This window comes from Granulicella aggregans, assembly GCF_025685565.1.
GTDB lineage: Bacteria > Acidobacteriota > Terriglobia > Terriglobales > Acidobacteriaceae > Edaphobacter > Edaphobacter aggregans_B.
Genome location: NZ_JAGSYE010000001.1, coordinates 588,581 through 606,821, shown reverse-complemented (window position 1 = coordinate 606,821; position 18,241 = coordinate 588,581). Strand labels below are relative to the sequence as shown.

Sequence of the window (18,241 nt, the reverse complement as noted above, 5' to 3'; positions counted from 1 at the left end):
TTTCTTGATGAACGTGCGTATGTGAGCTACAGTTAACCCACTCCGGAGAATCAGACCCCGCCGTCCCGAACTCCGACTCCAAACCCACAATTTGTCTTTTCGGCGTGAAGATACCTTCTCCTCCGATTGAAGAAGCTCTTGCAGCATTCGGCCCGTCTTCCGACGTGTTTCGTCGATCCCGCTTCAGCAAAGTTCTGATTCCTACGATTCCGCAACTAAGGAGCCTTCCATGAATTCCAGCCGATTCAACTCTGGCGTCTCACGCCGTTCCTTCATGCGCTTTGCGGGCGCCGCCGCAGCAGCCATGCCCATCTTCACCGAAGCTCACTTCGCGCAGGCGGCGATGCAGGCTGCTGCTACGGCGGGCAAGGCCGCTCCGGCAAAGCCACGCCGCCGCATGACCTTCCCTGAGGGCGCTGTGCTGATCAACGCGAACGAGAACCCGCTCGGACCTTGTAAAGCGGCCTGCGAAGCCATCGCAGCCATCGCTCACAAGGGCGGCCGTTACGATATCGACGGCGAGACCGCGAAACTGACCACCACCTTCGCCCAGCAGAACGGCCTCAAAGAGGACTACATCTCGGTCTATGCCGGATCGTCCGAGCCGCTGCACTTCACGACCCTTGCGTTCACCTCGCCGACCGCGGGCTTCGTCACCGGCGATCCGTCATACGAAGCAGGCATGCGCGCCGCGCAGATCTCCGGCGCGAAGATCAGCAAGGTGCCGCTCACTTCGACCTACGCGCACGACGTGAAGGCGATGGTTGCCGCAGATCCTAACGCAGGCGTGATCTACATCTGCAACCCCAACAATCCGACCGGCACGCTCACCAGCAGGGAAGACATTGCCTGGGCCGTAGCGAACAAGCCGAAGGGCGCGATCGTGCTCGTCGACGAGGCCTACATCCATCTCTCGGATTCGCCCTCGGTGCTCGACATGGTTGCTGCGGACAAGGATGTGATCGTCCTGCGCACCTTCTCGAAGGTCTACGGCATGGCCGGTATCCGCTGCGGCTTCGCGGTTGGCCGTCCTGACCTTCTGAAGAAGCTCGAAGCCTACGGGCAGAACGCGATGCCCATCACCGGCTCCGCTGCCGCGAACGTCAGTCTGCTTGATGCAGAGCTCGTGCCGACGCGCAAGAAGATCATCGGCGACATCCGCAACGATACCTTCGACTTCCTCGCGAAGAATAACTACAAGTTCATCCCGTCACAGTCGAACTGCTTCATGATCGACACTGGCCGTAACGGCAAGAGCGTCATCGCAGAGATGCAGGCGAAGAACGTCTTCATCGGGCGGACCTGGCCGATCTGGCCGAACATGGTTCGCGTCACCGTGGGCAGCCCGGATGACATGGCGAAGTTCAAGGTGGCGTTCAAGGAAGTCATGGACAAGCCAGCAACGGCTGCTCTCCACAACCCCTTCGAAGGCAACGGCCTTCCTGACCTCGCGTAGATCAACCTCAAGTCAACGATGCCCCGGCCGCACTCTCGCCGGGGCTTCGTTATTACAGCCACCGTCGACCGGGTGCCCCATCCATGACAGTTTCATCGTCATGGGTGGGACGTATAAGCTCAATGATCGAGTAATGAAAAGATTGCACGAAAGGGAACCGCCTTGCCCAGCCTCACACGTCTAGCCGCCGTCGCTCTCCTGACAGCCTCTCCCGCATTTGCCCAGCACAAAGTCACCGACGCCGAGGTTGCAAAGATCACGCGCGAAGCCATCCTGATCGACACGCACAACGATGTCACCTCGCGGACGGTCGAAGGCTACGACATTGGGACGCCGAACAAGACCGGCCAGACCGATCTGCCGCGCATGAAGGGATATCTTGGCGCGGAGTTCTTCGCCGTCTACGTGGGCGCGGAGTATGTGAAGGACAATCACGCGGCCAACCGGGCGCTCGAGATGATCGACACGGTAAGGACGGACGTGGTCGCGGCGCACCCGAACGACTTTGTCTTCGCGACCACCGCCGACGAGATCATCGCCGCGCACAAAGACCACAAGATCGCCGCGCTGATGGGAATCGAAGGCGGCCATGCCATCGAGGACTCGCTACGGCTGCTGCGCGATTACTATGCGCTGGGCGTGCGCTACATGACGCTGACGCACTTCAACACGAACCACTGGGCGGACTCGCAGGGCGATGTCGACGACGCCTCCGTGCCCAAGCACAACGGCCTGACGCCGTTCGGCAAGGATGTCGTTCGCGAGATGAATAGGCTCGGCATGATGGTCGACATCTCGCACGTCGCCGACAAGACGTTCTACGACGCGCTCGAGACCAGCACTGCGCCGATCATCGCGTCGCACTCGGCGTGCCGGGCAGTTTCGAACTTTACGCGCAACATGACCGACGAGATGATCAAGGCACTGGCGGCCAAGGGTGGAACGATGCAGATCAACTTCGGCTGTGACTTCCTCTCGCAGGAGTACTACGACAAGTCGAAGCCTCTGATGAACGAGATGCGCGCGAAGTATCTTGAGGTCCTGAAGATCCAGGATCCGGAGCAGAAGAAGGCGGCCATGGAGGCGCTTGAGGCTTCGGTGGGCGGCAAGATTCCCCCGGCAACGCTGGCCGATGTGGTCGCACAGATCGACCACGCGGTGAAGGTGGGCGGCATCGACCACGTCGGCATCGGCACCGATTTCGACGGCGTGGGCTGCGTGCCGAAGGAACTTGACTCCTACGACAAGTTCCCGGCGCTGACGCGGGCGCTGCTTGAGAAGGGCTACTCGGCTGAGGACATCAAGAAGATCTACGGCGGCAACTTGCTGCGGGTAATGAAGGCGGTGGAGCAGCGGGCGAGGGAGTTGAAGTCCACGGCGGCCATCGAGACGAAGTACTCAGAGAAGTAGCTTTAGAAGGAAAGCCAATGCGGGGGGCTCTCCACTCCGCATTGCGATGAAGCCGCAATGCTTCGGTCGAGATGACGATTTCTTCGCCTCCTATGCCTGCGACTGCCAGTCGTCCTCAGCCGTGGTCTCCCCTTCGGTCCAGATCCATTCGATCTTCTGGTAGGTGAAGGTGATCTCTTCGCGCAGCGGCAGGCCGTTGTTGGCGGGGTCTTCGCTCTCGACCAGGAACTCGCGGATCGACGCGATGCTCGCGTTGGTCAGGCGGATGGTGTAGATCTCGGTATCCATCACGGGATCGACCGCGCCTGCGGTCCAGAACTGTAGCGCCCACGAGGTGAGGTTTTCGTTGTCGACGAAGGCGCTGCGCAGTGCCGTTGAGGCTTCGTCGATCTCTTTGACGATGCAGATGGGCTGGTGCTGCCTATTTCCTGTCGCCAGACCGGAGGCAGGGTCGCGCGGGCTTACGATCTTATTGGAAAACGAGAGCAGCTCCATGCTGTTTTCCCGGCCCTTATCGGTGACTGGGCCCGCAATCATCCCTTGCTTCTGGCCCTTGAGCGTCAGATACGCGTTGACTGCCATCTTGTTACCCCTCAGTTCGATGTTCCGTCAGGACGTGGGCAAACTTGACCGACGGATAGTTCCGGCTGGACCAGTGAGAAAGCTCCGGCACTCCAACGGCAAGGTCGCCCTAAAGACTCTCTCTAAAGAGAAAGCCCATAGTATGCGAAGTCATACGGAGCGGTCACTGGAGAAATACAGTTTTTTTTCGGTTTTATAAAACCAAGGTGGGATTGATTTGCGAGGCACACAAACTGGATCGACGTTTAGCGACCCAGGTAGCTCTTGTACTGCGTCTCCACGACGCCGATGCTGCGGGCCAGCGCAAGCTTCGAGCGGTTGTACTGAAACTCGCTCTGCACGAGGCGGTCCTGGGCGGCTGCCAGTGTTGCCTCCGCCTGGACCAGGGGAAGATTGTCGGTAACACCCGCCGAGAACCGGTCGGTAGCGTCCGAGAGCTCCTGTCTTGAGAGCTCTACGTTGCTGCGGGCGACCCTTACCAGCTCCGCATTGGATTGAACGTCCAGCATGTTGGAGCGGATCTGCTGGTCGATGTCGGTCTTGACGCTTGCGATCTGCTGGCGGACCTTGTCGATCTGGGCGTTGGCAACCTCGGTCTCGCCGCGCAGCGTCGCCTCCTGGAAGATGGGGAACTGCAGCTTTCCGGCGGCAACAAAGTCGCCGTGGTAAAGGCCCGTCGTCTCGCCCAGAACGCCGTAGAAGCCGTTGGCGGAGAGGGTCGGAAGGCGCTGGTAGCGGACGGCCTTCTGAGTCCGCTGTGCGACCTCGAGCTGGGCCAGAAGCGACAGATAGTCCTTGCGTCGTGTGAAGGCGAGCTGCAGAGCCTCGGGCCGGGTCATCACTCCGTAATCCGCGAAGGGAACTGTATCGGTCAGTTCAAGTTCCTGGTCGGCGGGAAGACCGATCAGGCGCAGAAGCGAGATCTTGTCTTTCGCGAGCTTGTTCTCGGCGCTGATGCGGACCTGCTGCTGGTTCTGAAGCTGCACCTTGGCGCGAAGCACGTCCAGGTTGATGCCAACGCCGGCGTCATGCGAGAGCGTTGCCTGGCGCAGGGCGACTTCGTCGGACTTTTCGAGCGCAATGGCGTTCGTGATCTGCGAGGCGTCCGCGAGGCACTGAAGATACTGCGTGCCGACACTGAGCGCCACATTTCCGCGGCCCAGCTTGGTGGTCAACTGGGCGACCAGCTCTGCCTTCTGCGCGGCGCGATAGAACTCATAGGCAGGTAGATTGAAGAGCGCCTGGTTGACGTTCACCTGCGCGGAGGTGGTGTTTACCTTGACGATCTCGGCGAACGAGCCGGCGGGAATGTCGAGGCCCGCGAGCGAGGACGGCTTGAAGCCCATCGCAGCGAGATTCAGCTCCTGGGCGGTGGATTTGACCTGGGCGGTGAGATTCGGAAGCAGGGCATTGCCGACGGTGAGGATCTCGCCGTGAATCGCGCGCTCGTTCTGCTGGGCGAGCACCTGTTGCAGGTTGTACTCCATCCCTTGATCAATGGCGTCGTCAAGGCTGAGACGCAGGGGCGCGGGAGTGGCCGTGAGGATGGGAAAGCCGTTCGTTCCCGCGGTGAGGGTCCGGTTGATCGTCGCGACATTCGGTGTCGGGGCCTCGGGCAGGTCGGAAGGAGCCTGCGCGACGAGGCTGGCTGCGCCGAAGGCGAGCGCCAGAGCCGGTGCGATCACAGCCCGGGATATCCCGTAAGTTGTTGTGGAGGTACAGCGCGATCTCATCTTCACTTTAGTTAGAGTGCCACGAACCGGCTGAGGTTGCGAAATTCCTTGGCCGATCGCTCCGGCTCCAGCCGCTATGCCCCATTTGTAGTGCAATTGCTGTCGCGCCGCCGAAGCCAAAGTAGAGACTCAGACTGTCACGGGGTTGCGATTCCATCTAAAATGGGGGTGCTGGAGAAGAACAGGAACCTTATGCGTCTAACTGCCATGAACCGCTCGCTCGCTCGCTCGCTCTTCGCCGCTGCCCTTATCGTTACTGCCAGCCTTCCGGCTCTGGCCCAGAACGCGGTTCCTCCGGGCAAGGGGAACAGCTTCCGCGACACCTCCATGGTGAAGCCGCCGGCAGGCGCGAAGGTTGCGATCTACGAGTTCGAGGACCTGGAGTGCCCGGCCTGTGCGCATGCGTTCCCCATCGTCCATTCGGCGATTGAACGCTACAAGATTCCGCTGGTTCGGCATGACTTTCCGTTGAAGATGCACGTCTGGAGCTTCGACGCGGCCATCACCGCGCGTTACCTCCAGGACAAGGTCTCGCCCAAGGTGGCCGAAGACTTCCGCCGCGATGTCTTTGCCTCCCAGACGGCCATTGCCAGCAAGGACGATCTCGAAAACTTCACGCGGCGGTGGTTTCAGCAGCACGGCCAGAACATGCCGTTCGTGATGGACCCGAGCGGTCTATTCCGCGCCGAGGTGCAGGCTGACGAGACGCTGGGTGAGCGGATTGGTCTGAGCCAGACGCCGACCATCTTCGTAGTCACGACCAAGGGCTGGACCCAGATCATGGATCCGAACTATCTCTACCAGACGATCGACCAGGCATTGGCGCAGGCAGGACCGGCTACGGCTGCGAAGCCAGCGGCTAAGACTACGGCGAAGAAGCAGTCCGGCCTGTAAAGACAGCGCGGACGCGTCTTACGTCCCACCCATCGCGAAAGCCAGCGGCGCGATGGATGGGGCACCCGGACTCTGGTGGCAATTCGAATGAAAGGCCGCTTCCGCTAGCGAATCTGCACCAGCTCAGGCGAGCCATGTGACGTCGATCCAGGCGTGATTTGCGAGGTCTGCGGCGCGCGCCAGTGGTCGATGTAGCTGACCTGGTGCACGCAGCTGATGGTGCAGTTCGGAGCGCAGCTCTTCTCAGTCAGGAACTCCCGCTTCACGTCCGCCGTCTGGTATCCGGAGAGCGGAACTCCGGGATAGCCGCGCTGCTGGCTGCAGTAGTGCACCAGGCCGTTCTCGCAGATGTAGAGATAGCGCCCGCCCGCCCGGCAACGCCAGTCATTCGGCTTGCCGTTGGCGATGGCTTCCTGGAAGTGGTTGAAGCGGGAGTAGCTGCGGCGGGTCAAGTTGCGGACCTTGTCCCAGACGTTGCGTTCTTCTTCGCCGAGAGGCTTCAACTGGCCACTGCCATCGTGAATGATGCCGATGGTCGAGCTGAAGCCGAGGCCTAGGGCGCGTTCGGAGACGACCAGAGCGTCCTGCGGGGGCGTTCCGCCACCGACGACCGAGTTGATGTTGACGTGGAAGTCGGCGTACTCGGCCAGCATCTCCAGCTTCTTGTCGAGGACCTTGAGCGACTTCTTCGAGACCTCGTCGGGCATGACGTTGTCGATCGAGATCTGCATGTGGTCGAGGCCGGCCTGGTTCAGGCGCTCGATGCGCTCGGGCATCAGCAGGTAGCCGTTGGTGATCATGCCGGCGATGGCACCGGTCTTGCGAATCCGAGCGATGATCTGGTCAAGCTCGGGATGCAGCAGCGGCTCGCCGCCGGAGATGGTGATGACCGAGGTGCCGAGGCGACCGAGGTGGTCGATGCGGCGGAGCATCTCATCGACCGCGACGGGGTCGGAGAAGTCATCGAACTCGTTGCAGTAGGTACAGGCGAGGTTGCAGCGCCGCATGGGCACGATGTGCGCCATGTACGGGTGGCCGGTCGAGGCCAGGGCGGAGCCGATTGAGCCAAGTTCGCGGAGCTTGCGCGTCACGGCCTTCATGCGCCGGGTGCCCTTGCTCGAAGGTTTGACGTCCTTGATCGTTCGAACGGCGGGAGTTTCCACGCTTTGAGTCTGCGAAGCCATGGCTTTAATTTTACATGCAGGGAAAGAGTCTGCTGTCAGGCGTAGAGCAGGGTACCCCACCCATGCGCGATGAGACTGCGCATGGATGGGGTGCCCTGGCATTTCGGCTGAGGAAAGTAAAGACTACTTCATCATGCTGTCGGTCTTGGCGCCCTGGTCGGCCAGCATGGTCACCTTGGTGATGTGTACCTGCTTCTTGGTTGCGTCCTCGGTGCCGGTGAACTTGATGTGATGGCCGTAGTGGTCCTTGACGGCATCCGGATTGTCGATGCTCCAGATCTGCTGTTTGGCGTCGTCAACGAAGATCGGCTTCGCGCCTTCCTTGATGCACTTGGCGACACACCCGGGGTTTGCGCCCTTGGAGCTGGCGTGCTCGACGCCGCAACCCGTCTCACTGATCCAACCATCGACCGTTACCGTCTTCGGGGTGGCGTCCGCACCAAATGCGGCGATGGCCGTAAGGGCGCACGCAGCGACAATATTGAGCTTGAGAAGAGATTTCATGGATCCTCCGATAGGACATAGGCAAGGTAAATTGCAGATGGCTGCAAGTTTACGCCACGGCGACCGGGTTCGGGATGAAATGCGGAGGGATTGTTGGCGAACGGTACCGCAGAGCGATATTAGTTGATCTCAGGAACGCCGGCGTGGGCCTGGTCGATCGTGGCACTCTGCTGCCAGGGTTTCAGACCTTCGATGCTGGAGCGTTTCTTCGAGTCGGGTACAAGGACCAGAGTTTCTTCCTGGCGGTCGCGGACGATCACGACGGAGACGGGTTTGCCCCGATTCTCACGGACGAGCTTGTACCACTCGCTTGTACCGGTTACGATGACCGCGTTGGCGCGGACGACGACATCGCCGGCACGCAGTCCAGCGGCTGCTGCCGGGCTGTTAGGGTCGACGCTTCGCACCAGAAGGCCGTTTCCGCCCTGCGAGCCAAAGTACTGGGCAAGCTGCGGCCCGATCATCTCCAACACCACGCCGGTATAGGACGAGTTCAGCAGCATCGACGGGATCAGGCTGTGCCCATGTGGATCGGGTGGGGCGGTGATGGGTGTGTTGTTATTAATTGTCGTCCCGCCCATGAAGCTGTTGCCGCCGTGAAATCCTGAGGTGCGCGAAGGATCGGGGACGCTCTGGTGTTGCTCCCAGGCCTGACGCTCGAGCACGGCCCGGTCGGCCGTCTGCATGGTGAGTGTCAACTGCTGGCCGTAGCGGCTGAAGAGGATCGTGACGTTGCGGCCGACCGGCGTCTCGTGCAGGATGCGGCGAAGCTGCTCCTCGCCTTCGATCGACTGACCATTCACCTGGAGGATCACGTCATGTTCGGTGAGGCCGGCGATTCCCGCTGGACCGTCGTGGTCGACTTGCGTCACTTCGGCTCCGCGAGCCTCCTTCAACTTGAGCAGCGTCAGGCGATCTTCAGTGACATCGCGGAAGCCGATTCCGAGGAAGCCCGAAGGCGCACTTGCGGGTGCGGCTGCTGCTCCGCGGGCTCCGCCGTGGCCGCCGAGGGGAAATGCTATCAGGCCAATATGCATCTGCTGCGCGGCGGCAGGGCTTGGGCACAGCGACGGCAGGCCAAGCGCGATGGCCAGTATGGCAGCCCCGGCCATCCGGTTCGGTTGTCTTGTCGGTGTCGACGTCGTCGAGATCATGGCAGGTCGGTTACTTCAATGGATATAGACTGCCGGAGTTTACTGAATATCGCCAGAGCTTTGTAAGGCATTGAACGAGGCGGTGCGGATGTACGGGTTCTCGTCCTCGACCGAGAGCTTGCGAAGCACCTGGCGCACGCTGGAGTCCGATTGTACCGGCGGGATCGCTTTGAACTCCGCCTGCCGGACGGTCATGCTGGGGTCGTGCACCATGGATTCGAGGATCGCGTCGCGGACGCGCTTATCCTTGGCCACATAGGGCTCAAGGCCTTCGAGAGCAGTCAGGCGAACTGCTGGATTCTGATCGTAGCGCAGGGCAACCATCAGCACGGTGCGGATATCTTCGCCGTCGGCTGTATCGCCATGGCCCGCCGGCAAGCAGCGATGTCCAGCAATACATTCCTTCGCCAGCAGCGCGACGGAGTCCTCGCGCACGCTGTTCGTCCCGCGCTCCATCGAGCCCAGCATCAGCAGCTTGCGGATCTCCGGCTCGTCCAGAGAGCCTTGCACGGTCTCGGGTGTGACCTTGTTGTAGGTCACTTGAACGACTTCGGACTCTGGGGTGCGCACAATTCCAGTAATGTTGGCGATGCTGCTATTGGCCTCGTTTCTAAAGTGAAACGTGCCGGAAAGGTGAGGTGCGTTCCTCGCCTGGTACCGATTGGTGAGGAAGCCGCCAAAGAATCCCGCGCCAATCAGAAGCACGGTAAGAGCGGGTGATTGGCGGATGCTGGCGAGCGAGCCGAAGAAGAGGCTGCGACAGTGAGTGAAGAAGCCGTGCGCCGGAATCTGGTCCAGCTCTTCTTCCAGCCGCATCCGCGATTGGGCGAGAAGGTTGGGCGAAGGTTCGAGCATGGGATACAGCGCAAGCTGCTCCTGTAGAAGCTTCAGTTCCTCGAACTCCTGCCTGCAAGCCTCGCAGCCCGCAAGGTGCTCTTCAAGTCCGTCGATTTGTTCGTCGTGGAGTTCGCCGTATCCGGCAAAGACCATATTTTGTTGAGCAATTTCGCACTTCATGTGCTTCCGCCTCTTCAGCCTCAAAGATGTACCGCTATGCGTCGGGTCTATGCAACTCGCCCTTCGTCATCTCGCTTCAAACCGGCGTGGAGCTTGCGCCGGGTAGATCCTTACCCACTCACTACCTGATATTGGCCAGGTTGAGCCTTAGTTTTCTTGTCGCCCGGAAAAGCGTATTCTTCGCCGTCTCCTCCGTCGTGTTCAACATGTCGCCGATGGTGCGCAGCTTCAACCCCTGGTAGTGCTTCAACTCGAAGACCGTGCGTTCGCGCGGCGTCAACTGGTTTAACGCGTCGCTGATCGACTCGCTCATCGCCTTCCGCTCGAGCTCGCGGCCCGGGTTCGCCATCGCCCGGGTGTCAGGGACGTTCGCCATAAGGTCCATCTCGTCGCCGCTGGCGTCGAGCACGGTCGCCGGGTCTTCACGGCGCGACTTGCGGCGGCGAAGCTGGTCGAGGCACAGGTTCGTCACGATCCGGTATAGCCAGGTGTAGAACGAGCACTCGAACCGGAAGTTCCCAAGGTGGCGGTACGCCTTGATAAAGGCCTCCTGGTGAACATCCTGGGCGTCCTGCTCATTGCCCAGCATATGCAGCGCCAGGCGAAGCACGGACTGGTCGTAGCGCCGAACCAGCGAGTCGAAGGCCGCGCGCTCTCCGCGTTGCGCCTCGCGAATCAGATCGTCGTCCTCGGTGCGCTGCAGAGCGCGGGCGTCCATCTGCGCCTGGGTGAGCTTTCCACCGCGTCCCGAGCGCTGGTGGCGCTCTTCCGAGTGTGTCCCGATCTTCGGCATCGCTGGCAATGATTCTACCGATAACGTGGCCGAATTGCGCAGCAGAGCGGGTTGCGCTCCAAGTGCTAGAGCGAAGGGGCTTACTCGGCTCGCCCGCGAGGATCCCGAGGGTGAGGTGGTCTGGAGGGCGAACTCGCCGTCTGGGGTGAGGCCTAACGCTTCTGCATTCATCTGTTTCCGACTCCGGAGTCAGGAACTGTTCGTTCACATTGATAGACACGGATTGCGGTGGAAAGTGAGCGAGTGCGGCAAAAAAATTCGCAGCGAATTCCTGGCCCCTGTCTTTGAGTTTCCAGTTCGGTAGACTGGAGCCATGACCACCCGTTCCACCCTTGCTCCTGAAAGCCGAAACTCCTTGTTTACCGACCGTGAAGGTCCCTCCCCGGTCTCGAAAGACGCTGCGAAGCGAGGCGAGTGGATCTCCGCCCACTGCGACGGCGGAGCCCGGGGAAATCCTGGTCCGGCGGGGTATGGGGCGCTCATTCAGGCGGCGGATGGCAGCGTGATCGCCGAGCTTTCAGAGTTCCTCGGCTTCAAAACAAACAACTTCGCGGAGTATTCGGGACTCCTGGGCTGCCTGCAGTACGCGCTCGATCACGGCCATTCGCGGTTGAAGCTGGTCTCAGACTCCGAGCTGATGGTGAAGCAGATCCAGGGCAAGTACCAGGTCAAGAGCCCCGACCTGAAGCCGCTCTACGACGAGGCCAAGCGCCGGATCGCTAAGCTGGAGGGGTTCGAGATCAGCCACGCACTCCGGCACAAGAATAAGGACGCCGACCGGCTCGCGAACGAGGCGATGGATCGGGGAATGAAGAAGCCGGGTTCCACTGCGCCTACGGCTCCCAGGGCAACACCTTATCCTGTGCGATCCACTGCCCCGCCGGTGCCGATCGCCTATGCTCAGAAGCCTGCGGTTCCGCAGGTTGCCAGTTCAGGCGCGATGCTGCGCGGCTTCACTCGTGACGGCGTCATTCATATCCTCGGCGAGGAGAGGCTGCCCGAAGGCGTCTTCGTCAAGATCATCCGCGAGTAAACGTGTAAAGGGAACTGCCGTCATCCTGAGCTTCGTTCGGCGGGTACGCGCCGAACGAAGCCGAAGGACCCCGAGGAAGCTCGTACGGCCCGTGAGCTTCGAACCTTTCTCCCATTCAATCTTCCGGCTTTTGAAGCGAGTTCCATGCGTTCGACGTTGTTCCTGTTGTGCCTCAGCCCTCTTGTTTCGGCGGTTTCGATAGCTCAGGAGCCAGCTCCCGTTCCCCTGTCTCCAGCCCCTATTCCTCTCCCGCAGGTGAAGCTCAGCGTCGACGTGACCACGGTCGAGCCCATGCTCTTCTCTGAAGACCTTCCCGAACGCTCCGTCGTCCAGTTCGACCTCCGCGAGCATCCCCTGCTCTTCAACAATCCGGTCGACTACCTGCGGCAGGACGCGGCGCTGAACCTGGAATCGCGTGCGGGCAATGGCGTTCAGGCCGACCTCTCGATTCGGGGAACGACCTTCGAGCAGACGCTCGTGCTGGTGAACGGGCTGCGGATCAACGATCCCGAGACCGGCCACTTGAACCTCGATATCCCCGTCCCGCTCGAGGCGATCGCGAGGATCGATGTCCTGCACGGCTCGGGTTCGACGGTCTACGGTTCGGACGCCATCGGCGGAGCGGTGAACCTGATCACGCGCCCACCAGCCGTGACTTCGATCATCACCAAGGCGGGCTTCGGCAACCTCGGAGCCGAAGAACAGCATCTGCAGGCGGGCCTTCATCTCGACGCTATCGATGGTCAACTCACCGGCAGCCGCGACACCTCAAACGGCTTCTACTCCGGCGGGAGCAACGATCGCGGCTATCACTCGAACGCCCTCGCCGCCGAGACCTGGCTGCACCACAGCGAACTTGGCACAACCGACATCCTTGTAGCCGGGAGCGATCGCCCCTACGGGGCCAATCTCTTCTATGGACCGTATCCCTCGTGGGAGCGGACGAAGGGATGGTTCGGGTCGGTGCAGCAGCAACTGGGACCGAAGACCGCGCTCGACTTTGCGTACCTCAAGCACACGGATCTTTTTGTCCTCTTCGACGGCCAGCCGAGCATCTATGAGAACAACCATGTTGCGAGCAATTGGGAAGGCGCACTTCGCCGGACTGACGATCTAGGCAAACAAAGCACTGTCTCCTACGGCCTGGAGGCCGATGCCGATACCATCGCCAGCTCCAACCTCGGCCACCATGGAAGAAATCAGGGCGCGGGCTATGCGAATCTCAATCTGCACGAGTTCAAACGCCTCTCACTCACAATTGGAGCACGCGAAGAGGTTCTGAGCGGCGGGGACAACGTCTTTTCGCCGAGCTTCGCCGAAGCGTTTCGCTTGACTGGAAACCTCAGGCTGCGCGGTGCGGCGGGGCACGGATTTCGCCTGCCTACCTACGTCGACTTGAACTACTCCGACCCAACCACGATCGGCAATCCGAACCTCAAGCCCGAGACCTCGTGGAGCTACGAGGGTGGTCTCGACTGGACGCCTGGCGGACGGTTCCGCTTCTCAGCGACGGGTTTCCAGTTGAATCAACACAACGCCATCGACTACAGCAAGTATTCGCTGGCTGATAAGTGGCAGGCGATCAACGTCGATCACCTTAACTTCACCGGCGCTGAGACGAGCGCGCATGTGCGGCTCTCCGGATCGCAGGAGATCGGGCTTTCCTACACTGCGGTGAGGGCGGCTGCGCCACCGGCAGGCCTCATCTCCGAGTACGCGTATAACTATGCCGCGCAGCGAGCGGTCTTCTCCTGGAGTGGCGAGCTTCTGCATCAGGTCATCGCGCGGACGCAGGTAGCGGCAGTGCAGCGGACCCAGCACACTGTGTATCCGCTGTGGGATCTCTCGATCGCCCGCAGCCAGGGCCGCGTACAGCCGTATCTCCGTCTTATCAATCTCTCAAACACTGGCTACGAGGAGATTCCCGGAGTTCCTCTGCCCGGCCGGACGATTATGGGCGGCGTCGCCTATGTCTGGAACCGGGCCGGCAGATAGAGCTACTACTTCGCCAACTCGGCCTTGACGATCTCGCTGACCAGCTTGCCGTCGGCGCGCAGGCCATCGGCGAGGATGCGCTGCTGGACTACCTTCATCGCCGCGCCCATGTCTTTCATGCCGGGCTTGGTGCCGGCTTCGGCGAGGGTCGCGATCGCGCCTTGGACGACTTCGCGAATCTGTTCTTCGCTGGCTGCCTGCGGGAGGTAGCCTTCGATCATCGCGATCTCTTCCTGCTCCTTTGCCGCAAGCTCTGGCCGTCCGCCCTTGGTGAAGGACTCGACGGACTCGCGCCGCTGCTTCAGCAGCGTGGTCAGGATCTGCGCCTCTTCGGCGTCGGTCAGCGGCTCGCGCTTGTCGATCTCTTTGTTCTTCAGCGCGGACTTCACCATGCGCAGCGTGGTCAGCTTGTGCTCGTCCTTGGCCTTCATCGCGGTAATGATGTCGGTCTGTATCTTCGCTGCAATTGTCATGGGATCAATTCTAAATTGCCTTTCTTGTAACGGTCTCGAAGTACGCAGGCAACCTTTTTTCGGATGCAGAATAAGAAAACTTTTGTGCAATCCAGTCGGTATCAGATGCCGTTCTCAGAGCAATACAGGTGGAGTAGTCCACTTGACCCTGGGCCTGTTTCAAGGCGGTTCCGCTCGGGACCGTCGCACGTTGTTCATGCCCCCAACATCCCTGGTTGATTGAGTAACGGCGCGCTGGCACGGCTTGCTGCGGCAGCGCGGGACTGCGTCGCAACGCACTCGTTACAAGGAGAGGCATATTGTGGAAACGAAACTGACAAATCTTGTAGATAAAGCCCTTTCGCGCAGGAACTTTCTTGTGGGTTCGGGCACCGTGGCTGCCGCTGCCGTCCTTGTGGGATGCGGCGACAGTACCTCAACCACCACCCCGGTAACGCCGCCTGCGACAACTCTTACAGACGCCGACTATCTCAACTTTGCGCTGAACCTCGAGTATCTCGAAGCAGAGTTCTATCTTCGCGCCGCGACCGGCAATGGCCTCTCATCCACGGATGCCGGTTCAGGCGCTGGGACGGTAACGGGTGGCGCTCAGGTACAGTTCGCGACTTCGGCCTACGCCAACTACGCGAATATGATCGCGCAGGATGAGCTGAACCATGTCCGCCTGCTGCGCGCCGCGCTCGGATCGTCTGCCGTCGCTCGGCCGAACATCGACCTGACGGCTGGCTTCAACGCAGTCGCATCGGCGGCTGGAATCGGATCGACGTTCAACGCCTTCGCGGATGAGAACTCTTTCCTCGTCGGTGCCTTCGCGTTTGAAGATGTGGGCGTCACGGCGTACACGGGAGCGGCTGCTCTACTTACCTCGGTTGCCAACCTCAGTGCTGCGGCTGGCATTCAGGCGGTTGAGGCCTACCACGCTGGCATCATCCGCACGATCATCGCCGGTGCAGCTTCAGTCTCCGGAGCATCGCAGACTTACCTGACCGCAGCCAACCAGATCTCCGTCCTTCGCGGGACGCTGGGTGGCGGCAACGAGACGACGCTCAGCATCAACAGCATCGTCGCGGCGAGCTCCGCCAACGCCATCGCCTTCGCGCGCACGACAGACGAGGTGCTGCACATCGTCTATGGTGCGGCTCCCGCTGCCGGCGTCAAGAGCGGCGCATTCTTCCCCAACGGACTCAACGGCAACATCAGCGTAACCGCATCTTAAGGACAGGGACCCCATGGCAAATTTAGAGACACAGATACTGGACGAAGTCATCGTCAAGAGCCGCCGCAAGATGCTTTCGCTGGGTAGCGCCGCACTCGCCGGCCTCGCTGTAGCCGGAGTGACCAAGGCGAATGCACAAACGACTGCATTGACTGACGCGGACATCCTCAACTTCGCGCTGAACCTCGAGTACCTCGAGGCCCAGTTCTACAACCTCGCCGTCTCCGGCGTCACCATCGACCACCTGCCGACACCGATTCCGATCAGCGTCAACGGTGGAACCGGCGGAACGGTGGCGCTCAAGCCCAACTTCGCGAAGGTGCCGTTCACCGATACGGCAATCGCAGCCTACGCCGCAGAGACAGCGATCGAAGAAGGCAAGCACGTGACCTTCCTTCAGGGCGCACTCAGTACCGCTGCGGTTTCGATGCCCAACATCGACCTTTACACCTCGTTCAACACGCTAGCTGCGGCTGCTGGCATCGGACCGGCCTTCGATCCGTTCGCCAGCGACGCGACATTCCTCATTGGTGCGTACATCTTCGAAGACGTAGGCGTGACCGCGTATCACGGTGCTGCAGGGTCGATCAGTAGTAAGTCGACACTGACAGCAGCCGTCGGTATTCACGCGGTCGAGGCCTATCACGCGGGCCTGGTTCGTCTCTCGATCAACCGGCTGGATGCGGGCTCGGGAACGCTGCTTGGATATACGCAGAAGATCTCGGCGACGCGCTCCGCACTGGCGAACCCCGGTGGCAAGCCGCTCTCGCAGGACGACTTCGGCATCATGAACACGACCGTAGCGTTGCAGGGAACTTCGGCAACCTACCCCGTGACCACGCTGGTAGACGTGGACATCAGTGAATCGAGCGCTGCGACCAGCTACAGCCAGGGATTTGCGCGCACCCCTCAGCAGGTACTGCAGATCGTCACCGGTGGTGGTGCAGGCAATAAGGGTGTCTTCTATCCGGCTGGGATGAACGGAACCATCAAGTAGTTTTCGAATTTCGCACCCGGAGGCGCGGCCGCAGTTGGGCGGCGTCTCCGGATTTTTCTTGCTTCAAGAGACTCTGTTTCGGCAGGCGTTGCACCAACTCGCCGGGGTGAGGCCTCGATACAATGAGGGCATGATCCGCAAGACTCGCCTCTTCACGCCGAGCCCTACTCCTTTGCTTCCCGCCGCGCAGCAAGCCATGGCTGCTGCTGATATGCAACCGGAGTCTCCGGAGTTCCGCACGCTCTACCTCCACGTGCTTTCGCAGCTCAAGGAGTTCCTCGGCACGGAGAACGACGTGGTATGCCTCTCCGCCTCCGGAACCGGCGCGATGGAGGCCTCGGTCTCGAACCTCACCTCTCCCGGAGACCGCGTCCTGGTGCTGAGCGCCGGGAAGTATGGCGAGCGCTGGACGGCGCTGGCGGCGAACTTCGGGTGCGCGGTCGATGTGGTCTCTGCTCCTCACGAGGGCACGTTCTCGCTCGACGAGATTAAGGCGAAGCTGAAGCTGGAGACGCGATGCGTCTTCATGCAGGCCACTGAGAGCTTGGCAGGTGTGCATCACCCGGTCGAGTCCGTTGCGAAGTTGCTCAAGGAGACCGAGAGCGAGGCGCTGCTTGTGGTCGATGCCATCGCCGCGCTGGGCAACACCGAGCTCCAGGTGGATGCCTGGGGGATCGATGCTCTGATCGGCGCGTCGCAGTCGCTGATGGTTTCGCCCGGGCTGAGCTTCCTCGCTCTCTCAGAGAAGACCTGGGGCCGCATGGAGGCGAGCTACAACCCGCGCTACTACTTCGACCTGCGCAAGCAGCGCAAAAGCGCGAGGCAAGGCGAGATGGCCTACACACCGCCGGTTGCGCTGATTGCCGCTATGGGTGCCGCGCTCGACTGGATCGCGGCGCAAGAGGCTTAAGCGCATAACCAGTTGTGCCGATAAACGCGGGTGCCCCACGTCTCGATTCTGAGACGTGGGGCACCCTTAGTGCCAATCGAAGTTCGGTGTGTCTCTCTTCGGGGTTTCTCTGCGTATTATCCTTCGAATTCGCTTGCTGCTTCTTCTCGCTACCGTGTCGATGCGTTGCGTAGCAGCGCCTGTCTACACGTATAAGGTCGTCGCTACGTATCCTCACTCGACCTCGAGCTATACAGAAGGCTTCTTCTATCTCAACGGCCTCTTTTACGAGAGCACCGGGCTTGAGGGACACTCTGAAGTGCTGGCGATTACGCCTGCGACGGGTAAGCCCATTCAGCAAGTTAGTCTTGCTCCGAACTACTTCGGCGAAGGCATCGTGGACTGGGGGCCGAATATCCTCGGTTGGACGTGGCGGTCTCATACTGGCTTTGTCTACGACCGGTTCTCCTTCCGGGTCGTCGGACAGTTCAAGTACGACGGCGAAGGCTGGGGCATGACTCGAACCGCCTCCGAGATCATTACCAGCGATGGTAGCGCCACGCTTCGCTTTCGCAACCCACGGACATTTCAGGAGACGCGCCACATTGTCGTGAAGGATGGCACGCGCGCCGTCGATCAACTGAACGAGCTTGAGATGGTCAAGGGCGAGATCTACGCGAACATCTGGCACTCTGACCGCATTGCAAGGATCTCTCCTCAGGACGGACGTATCCTCGGATGGATCGATCTGACGGGCCTTCTGCCGGACGATCAAAGAATCAACTCCGAGTCGGTTCTCAACGGCATCGCTTACGATGCGAAGGGAGACCGGCTTTTCGTAACGGGCAAGCAATGGCCTAATGTCTTCGAGATCGAGGTAATTCCGAAGTCGAAGTAGTTCGCCATCCTGA

General features: G+C 60.7%; 17 protein-coding genes. 9 read left to right on the top strand and 8 right to left on the bottom strand.

Going from position 1 to position 18,241, the window contains the following annotated elements; translation table 11 throughout:
- Positions 1-229: 229 nt before the first annotated feature.
- Positions 230-1,456 (top strand): pyridoxal phosphate-dependent aminotransferase, encoded by a 1,227-nt coding sequence (locus tag OHL18_RS02545; RefSeq protein ID WP_263373262.1) that lies wholly within the window; start codon positions 230-232, stop codon positions 1,454-1,456.
- A gap of 162 nt (positions 1,457-1,618) precedes the next feature.
- Complete coding sequence (locus OHL18_RS02540; protein WP_263373261.1) at positions 1,619-2,866, top strand: dipeptidase; 1,248 nt, start codon at positions 1,619-1,621, stop codon at positions 2,864-2,866.
- 90 nt (positions 2,867-2,956) lie between these two features.
- On the opposite strand, the gene tssD is transcribed toward OHL18_RS02540, so the two are convergent.
- A complete protein-coding gene (gene tssD, locus OHL18_RS02535; RefSeq protein WP_263373260.1) occupies positions 2,957-3,448 on the bottom strand; it encodes a type VI secretion system tube protein TssD in 492 nt (163 codons plus the stop codon).
- A gap of 245 nt (positions 3,449-3,693) precedes the next feature.
- Positions 3,694-5,133, bottom strand: a complete 1,440-nt coding sequence (locus OHL18_RS02530) for a TolC family protein (protein WP_263373259.1) — start codon at positions 5,131-5,133, stop codon at positions 3,694-3,696.
- Between the two features lie 240 nt (positions 5,134-5,373).
- Between OHL18_RS02530 and OHL18_RS02525 the strand changes: the two genes are divergently transcribed.
- Complete coding sequence (locus OHL18_RS02525) at positions 5,374-6,075, top strand: DsbA family protein (RefSeq protein WP_263373258.1); 702 nt, start codon at positions 5,374-5,376, stop codon at positions 6,073-6,075.
- 104 nt (positions 6,076-6,179) lie between these two features.
- Here OHL18_RS02525 and OHL18_RS02520 read toward each other — a convergent pair whose 3' ends face one another.
- The 5 genes from OHL18_RS02520 to OHL18_RS02500 all read right to left on the bottom strand — a co-directional run bounded on the left by OHL18_RS02520 (position 6,180) and on the right by OHL18_RS02500 (position 10,898).
- Positions 6,180-7,175, bottom strand: a complete 996-nt coding sequence (locus tag OHL18_RS02520) for a radical SAM protein (RefSeq protein WP_263374573.1) — start codon at positions 7,173-7,175, stop codon at positions 6,180-6,182.
- 207 nt (positions 7,176-7,382) lie between these two features.
- The gene (locus OHL18_RS02515; protein ID WP_263373257.1) at positions 7,383-7,763 is read right to left on the bottom strand and encodes a hypothetical protein; all 381 of its coding nucleotides are present in this window, start codon (positions 7,761-7,763) and stop codon (positions 7,383-7,385) included.
- A gap of 119 nt (positions 7,764-7,882) precedes the next feature.
- Positions 7,883-8,917, bottom strand: a complete 1,035-nt coding sequence (locus OHL18_RS02510; RefSeq protein ID WP_263373256.1) for a PDZ domain-containing protein — start codon at positions 8,915-8,917, stop codon at positions 7,883-7,885.
- A gap of 39 nt (positions 8,918-8,956) precedes the next feature.
- Positions 8,957-9,934 (bottom strand): HEAT repeat domain-containing protein, encoded by a 978-nt coding sequence (locus tag OHL18_RS02505; protein ID WP_263373255.1) that lies wholly within the window; start codon positions 9,932-9,934, stop codon positions 8,957-8,959.
- A 121-nt stretch (positions 9,935-10,055) separates the two neighbouring features.
- Complete coding sequence (locus OHL18_RS02500) at positions 10,056-10,898, bottom strand: RNA polymerase sigma factor (protein ID WP_263373254.1); 843 nt, start codon at positions 10,896-10,898, stop codon at positions 10,056-10,058.
- 142 nt (positions 10,899-11,040) lie between these two features.
- On the opposite strand from OHL18_RS02500, the gene OHL18_RS02495 reads away from it, so the two are divergent.
- On the top strand, positions 11,041-11,760 hold the full coding sequence (locus OHL18_RS02495; protein ID WP_263373253.1) for a ribonuclease HI family protein: 720 nt from the start codon (positions 11,041-11,043) through the stop codon (positions 11,758-11,760).
- Positions 11,761-11,904: 144 nt separating this feature from the next.
- Complete coding sequence (locus OHL18_RS02490; protein WP_263373252.1) at positions 11,905-13,755, top strand: TonB-dependent receptor plug domain-containing protein; 1,851 nt, start codon at positions 11,905-11,907, stop codon at positions 13,753-13,755.
- A gap of 5 nt (positions 13,756-13,760) precedes the next feature.
- Here OHL18_RS02490 and OHL18_RS02485 read toward each other — a convergent pair whose 3' ends face one another.
- A complete protein-coding gene (locus tag OHL18_RS02485; protein WP_263373251.1) occupies positions 13,761-14,228 on the bottom strand; it encodes a GatB/YqeY domain-containing protein in 468 nt (155 codons plus the stop codon).
- 301 nt (positions 14,229-14,529) lie between these two features.
- Between OHL18_RS02485 and OHL18_RS02480 the strand changes: the two genes are divergently transcribed.
- The 4 genes from OHL18_RS02480 to OHL18_RS02465 all read left to right on the top strand — a co-directional run bounded on the left by OHL18_RS02480 (position 14,530) and on the right by OHL18_RS02465 (position 18,228).
- Positions 14,530-15,444: a ferritin-like domain-containing protein gene (locus OHL18_RS02480; RefSeq protein ID WP_263373250.1), complete on the top strand. Its 915-nt coding sequence runs from the start codon at positions 14,530-14,532 to the stop codon at positions 15,442-15,444.
- 13 nt (positions 15,445-15,457) lie between these two features.
- Complete coding sequence (locus tag OHL18_RS02475; RefSeq protein ID WP_263373249.1) at positions 15,458-16,441, top strand: ferritin-like domain-containing protein; 984 nt, start codon at positions 15,458-15,460, stop codon at positions 16,439-16,441.
- A gap of 130 nt (positions 16,442-16,571) precedes the next feature.
- On the top strand, positions 16,572-17,351 hold the full coding sequence (locus OHL18_RS02470) for a pyridoxal-phosphate-dependent aminotransferase family protein (RefSeq protein WP_317890455.1): 780 nt from the start codon (positions 16,572-16,574) through the stop codon (positions 17,349-17,351).
- Positions 17,352-17,484: 133 nt separating this feature from the next.
- Complete coding sequence (locus tag OHL18_RS02465) at positions 17,485-18,228, top strand: glutaminyl-peptide cyclotransferase (RefSeq protein WP_263373248.1); 744 nt, start codon at positions 17,485-17,487, stop codon at positions 18,226-18,228.
- Positions 18,229-18,241: the final 13 nt, after the last annotated feature.

Bases quoted from the DNA above. Each gene is read 5' to 3' on its own strand.
- OHL18_RS02545 (WP_263373262.1), top strand. From the start codon at position 230: ATGAATTCCAGCCGATTCAACTCTGGCGTCTCACGCCGTTCCTTCATG.
- OHL18_RS02490 (WP_263373252.1), top strand. From the start codon at position 11,905: ATGCGTTCGACGTTGTTCCTGTTGTGCCTCAGCCCTCTTGTTTCGGCG.
- OHL18_RS02485 (WP_263373251.1), bottom strand. From the start codon at position 14,228: ATGACAATTGCAGCGAAGATACAGACCGACATCATTACCGCGATGAAG.
- OHL18_RS02495 (WP_263373253.1), top strand. From the start codon at position 11,041: ATGACCACCCGTTCCACCCTTGCTCCTGAAAGCCGAAACTCCTTGTTT.
- OHL18_RS02510 (WP_263373256.1), bottom strand. From the start codon at position 8,917: ATGATCTCGACGACGTCGACACCGACAAGACAACCGAACCGGATGGCC.
- OHL18_RS02505 (WP_263373255.1), bottom strand. From the start codon at position 9,934: ATGAAGTGCGAAATTGCTCAACAAAATATGGTCTTTGCCGGATACGGC.
- OHL18_RS02525 (WP_263373258.1), top strand. From the start codon at position 5,374: ATGCGTCTAACTGCCATGAACCGCTCGCTCGCTCGCTCGCTCTTCGCC.
- OHL18_RS02470 (WP_317890455.1), top strand. From the start codon at position 16,572: ATGATCCGCAAGACTCGCCTCTTCACGCCGAGCCCTACTCCTTTGCTT.
- OHL18_RS02475 (WP_263373249.1), top strand. From the start codon at position 15,458: ATGGCAAATTTAGAGACACAGATACTGGACGAAGTCATCGTCAAGAGC.
- OHL18_RS02500 (WP_263373254.1), bottom strand. From the start codon at position 10,898: ATGAATGCAGAAGCGTTAGGCCTCACCCCAGACGGCGAGTTCGCCCTC.
- OHL18_RS02515 (WP_263373257.1), bottom strand. From the start codon at position 7,763: ATGAAATCTCTTCTCAAGCTCAATATTGTCGCTGCGTGCGCCCTTACG.
- tssD (WP_263373260.1), bottom strand. From the start codon at position 3,448: ATGGCAGTCAACGCGTATCTGACGCTCAAGGGCCAGAAGCAAGGGATG.
- OHL18_RS02520 (WP_263374573.1), bottom strand. From the start codon at position 7,175: ATGAAGGCCGTGACGCGCAAGCTCCGCGAACTTGGCTCAATCGGCTCC.